Annotated in this window: 2 protein-coding genes; both read left to right on the top strand. The window is 63.3% G+C overall.

What is annotated here, in order from left to right; all coding sequences use genetic code 11:
- The coding region (locus tag PVZ80_RS25495) for a T1SS-143 repeat domain-containing protein (RefSeq protein WP_443201016.1) at positions 1–2,728 on the top strand (2,728 nt) is incomplete at its 5' end.
- 345 nt (positions 2,729–3,073) lie between these two features.
- Positions 3,074–5,129, top strand: a 2,056-nt coding sequence (locus tag PVZ80_RS25490) for a T1SS-143 repeat domain-containing protein (protein WP_443201015.1), incomplete at its 3' end; no start/stop codon positions are given.

Genomic DNA, 5,129 nt, shown 5'->3' with positions numbered 1-5,129 from the left:
TACGCCAACGGCAACCGGAGCCGCCGAGGCCGGCACCGTCGATGAAGACGGCCTGGCCAACGGTATTGCCGGCGGTGTCGGTGATGTAGCGGGTGAAGCCACCGTGGCCAGCGGCAGCGTCACCGGCATCTTCCAGTCCGGTGCCGACGTGCCATTGACCTATGCCTTGTCCAGTGACACCAGTGGCTTGCCGGCATTGAGTTCGGGTGGAGTGGCGCTGGTCTACAGCGTCCTGGGCGACACCCTCACCGCCAAGGCCGGTGCAGTCGATGTGTTCACCTTCAGCCTCAGCGCCGCGGGTGCCTATAGCTTCACCCTGCTGCAGCCGCTGGACCATCCAGCCGGCAATGACGAGAACGACATCACCATCAACCTGGGTAGCCTGCTGCAAGCCACGGACAAGGACGGCGACACGGTAACGGCCGCGCCCGAGAAGCTGGTGATCACCGTCGATGACGATACGCCAACGGCAACCGGAGCCGCCGAGGCCGGCACCGTCGATGAAGACGGCCTGGCCAATGGCATCGCCGGTGGTATCGGCGACGTGGCTGGCGAAGCCACCACGGCCAGCGGCAGCGTCACCGGGATCTTCCAGTCCGGTGCCGATGGACTGCTGAGTTTTTCCTTGTCGAGCGATACCAGCGGCCTGCCGGCCTTGAGTTCCGGTGGCGTGGCGCTGGTCTATAGCGTGCTGGGGGATACCCTCACCGCCAAGGCGGGTGCCGTCGATGTATTCACCTTCAGCCTCAGTGCCGCCGGGGCCTACACCTTCACCCTGCTCCAGCCTCTGGATCATCCAGCCGGCAACGATGAAAACGACATCACCCTCAACCTCGGCACCTTGCTGCAAGTCACGGACAAGGATGGCGACACGGTAACGGCCGCCGCCGAGAAGCTGGTGATCACCGTCGATGACGACACGCCAACCGCCAATGGCACTGCGGTGACTGGCACCGTCGATGAGGACGGCCTGGCCAATGGCATTGCCGGCGGTGTCGGCGATGTGGCCGGTGAGGCGACTGTCGCCAGCGGCAGCGTGGCCGGGATCTTCCAGTCCGGGGCCGACGTGCCGCTGAGCTTTAGCTTGTCGAGTAACACCAGCGGCCTGCCAGCCCTGAGTTCCGGCGGGGTGGCACTGGCCTACAGCGTCCTGGGCAACACCCTGACCGCCAAGGCGGGCGCAACCGACGTGTTCACCCTGAGCCTCACGGTAGCGGGTGCCTACACCTTCACCCTGCTCAAGCCGCTGGATCACGCAGCCGGTAACGACGAGAACGACATCACGATCAACCTCGGCACGCTGCTGCAAGCCACCGACAAGGACGGCGACACGGTGACCGCCGCGGCCGACAAGCTGGTGATCACCGTCGATGACGACACCCCGACCCTGGCCTTCGGCAACCTGATCGGCACCGGCACCCAGCTGGCGCAACAAGGCTACTGGAACCTGGGGGCCGGCGCCGACGGGCTGAATGCAGCCGGCCTGGATATTTCGCTGGTGAACAACCAGTTCACCCTGGTCCGGCCGGATGACACCACCACCATCGGCACCGGCACGCTGGTCGAGCAGTCGCCATCACCCGATGGCAATGGCGCCTACCAGTTCGCGGGCACCTTGACCGGTGATTTCGACAACAACGCGGCCACCGCCGATACCACCGTCCACTACACCCTGAGTGCCTACGCCAACGGCACCTATGCCCTGGACCTGGAGGAAGGCTTCCGTTCGGTCATCGTCCTCAGCAGTGCCGATGGCTCGCTGGATGCCGGTGGCCCGGACCCTGTGCGCACGCTGACGATAGGCACCGAAGAGGTGGTGTTCTTTGGTGCCAATCCGCTGGCACCGCAAACCGGCGATAACAGCATCCTGACCGGCATCGGGCTCGGGGCGCCCGACCCTACCGAAGCCCAGTTGCAGACCAACCCCCTGCCGTCGTTCATCGGCACGGCGGCGTTGAACGTCAGCACGTCCGGTATCGGCATCGCCAACAATAACCTGGAGGGCAACACCACCGCCGGCATCAATGCCGGTGACGAGAGCTTCGTGGTCAACCCCGAGACGCTGTTGACGGCCATGAAGGTCTATATCGACAACTCGGTGCAGGGCTACAACCCGGCCACGGAAGAGCTGTACTACACGATCTACTTCGACAACGGCACGACCTCGGGCGCGCCCATCAAGGTGCAGGCTGCCGACCTGCATGCGGAAGCGGGAGGCCAGACATCCTTTACCCTGGAGTGGGACGACATCCACAAGATCGATGCGGTCCAGCTCACCATGGGCAAGGGTACGATCAAGATCCCGGTGATCGAGTTCATTCAGGAGACCGAGAGCCTGGCCAGCGATATCAAGCTGGCGTTCAACGCGACGGTGACGGACAAGGATGGCGACACCGCGACCAGCGCGTTCGACGCCAACCTGTTCGCCAACGACCCGGCCGACGCCTTGTTCGACTTCAGGTTGGTGGGCACCACGGGTGAGCGGGATGCGTTCAACATCGACCTGTCGGTGGCCGAGAACCAGTACCAGGTCACAGGCTTCGATGCCGGCGCAGGCCAGCGCGATGCGGTGGTGCTTATTGGTGACCCGGGCGCCACTGTGCAGTCGATCAACAACGCCGGCGCCGACAGTATCGTGACGGTGGCCGAGACCGGCGGACAATTGACGACCATCACCCTGGTCGGGGTCGACCTGCTCAATACCGATATTGTGCTGGGCAGCGTCTGAAACCTGGCGCGTCAAACTCAAGCGAGGGTGGCCTGGAAACCACCCTCGCTTTTTTTGGGCTCCCCTATCTACAGCTCCGACATGAGAGCCGCGCCGAACACTCAAGCCGCCCGTCGAACGGCTCTACGACAGGCCTGTCGCCGCCCATCGCAGGCTAACCCAAAGCCCCCTTGCGCGATCGCTGCCTTACCGCCTCCCGCGTCCCCTGCCGCATGGGCTGAAACTCCCATCCGGCCTGGGAGTATCGGCCAATGCGCAATCTGCGACGCATCTTCATAGTTGTCGTATCTGCCAACAGAGGGCCCAGGTGCGGCTTCGACGACTGGAATTGCCCGGGAGAACGTCATGACTATTTCTAAAAAAAACCCATCCCCCACGAACGACCTGACCGCTGACACCAGCACCGCTCTCTACCCCGTTTTCTCCAGCGACAACACGCTGGCCGTCAGCACTGCCCAGGTGAACAGCGCTTCGTCCATCCTGGTGAACGGTGCGAGCGTGACCCTGGACGAAACCACCGGGTTGCAGAACGCCACTGCGACGCCAAGCCCCGCCGGAGACGCTGACGACAATGACATCCTGCTGGCGGCCCTGCCCTCGGCCTTCGCTACGCGGTTGACGGCCCTTGGGGCCGGAACCGCAACGGACGCCGCCTTGAGTGGCTACACCGGTGCCGTGGGCGACACGGGCAGCAATGCCTTCACCCTGACGCCCGGCACGAACGTCAGCGATATCAAGTTCACCGACAGCCTCGGCGCACCGCTCAATGGCCTGGACAGCGGGCTGGATACCCTCGATGGCACCAGCATCCTTCTCTATACGGATACGGACAACAACATCCTGCTGGGCCGGGCCGGTGGCCCTGCCGGTGCGATTGTGTTCGCGGCCTATATCGAAGAGACCGGATCGCCGGTATCCGGCGGCAAGCTCTGGACCGTGGAATACCAACCGCTCAAGCACCCGGATGCCAGCAACCCGGACGATGCCCTCAACCTGCTGAACAAGGTGTTTGTCAGCACCGTCCAGGACGCGGGATTCAGCCTGGCCAATGCACCCTCCGGGCAGAACCTGTTCCTGATGTTCACGGCAGCGAACCCGACGGTGATCAACGACGGTGGCGTCTTGCGGATCACCAATCCGACGCTGATCGCCACCGGTAAGGACCCGGCGGACCAGTCGAGCGGCGCGAACATCAACACAGGCGATACGATCAATACCAGCCAGGGCGGTGGCCCGACCACCCTGGGCACCAACAACCAGATGATTGTGGAACAGGAAGGCATTCGTATTTCGTTCGTCACCGGCGCCCGGCAGAACGTGACCGTGCCCAACCTGGACCAGAACGAAGCGGATGTGGAATCCAATATCGACTTCACCGCGGTCTTTAATACCAAGACAGCCAGTTTCGATGTCGTGCAGCTGCAAGGCGGCAAGACGGCGATGGTGAAAGTCAGCGCATACAGCACTGCGGCCGAACCTGGCGTGAATTTCATCAATGGCTATGCGAACGATGCGTCAGTGGCCATCACCCATATTCGCGTGATCAACAAAAGCACCGGGCTGGTGATCGAGAACTCCGACGGTTCGGTGAATGATCCGAGCATTGCCATCAGCTTTTCCGGCGGCGTGGCAACCATCACCGGCGTCAAGGCCGGCTACCAGATTGAATACACCACCACCGCGGATCACAACCGCGTGCTGGTCGAGAACGGGGCAGCCACCGATGCCAGGGGCGATGACCACGCCGATTTCGATATCGGTGGTTTCACCCTGCGCCAAGCCTCTACCAGCACCGCCGAAATCGGCTCGCAGATGATCTTCGAGGACGATGGACCGGCAGCGGCCGGTATCCCTGCGGCTGGCACCGTCGATGAGGACGGCCTGGGCAATGGCATTGCCGGCGGTGTCGGCGACGTGCCTGGCGAAGCCACCACGGCCAGCGGCAGCGTGACCGGGATCTTCCAGTCCGGCGTCGATGTGCCGCTGAGCTTTAGCTTGTCGAGCGATACCAGCGGCCTGCCAGCCCTGAGTTCGGGTGGAGTGGCACTGGTCTATAGCGTCGCCGGCGACACCCTGACTGCCAAAGCCGGTGCAATCGATGTATTCACCTTCAGCCTTAGCGCCGCGGGTGCCTACAGCTTTACCTTGCTGCAACCGCTGGACCATCCAGCCGGCAATGACGAGAACGACATTACGATCAACCTGGGTAGCCTGCTGCAAGCCACGGATAAGGACGGTGACACGGTGACGGCCGCCGCCGAGAAACTGGTGATCACCATCGATGACGACACGCCAACGGCGGCCGGAGCCGCCGAGGCTGGTACCGTCGATGAAGACGGATTGGCCAATGGCATTGCCGGCGGTGTCGGCGACGTAGCGGGCGAAGCCACGACGGCCAGCG

Origin of the sequence: Pseudomonas sp. B3G-3, assembly GCF_028640915.1 — a bacterium.
Taxonomy (GTDB): domain Bacteria; phylum Pseudomonadota; class Gammaproteobacteria; order Pseudomonadales; family Pseudomonadaceae; genus Aquipseudomonas; species Aquipseudomonas chlororaphis_I.
The sequence above is the reverse complement of the archived record's forward strand: the minus strand, read 5'-3'. Positions and strand labels throughout refer to the sequence as shown.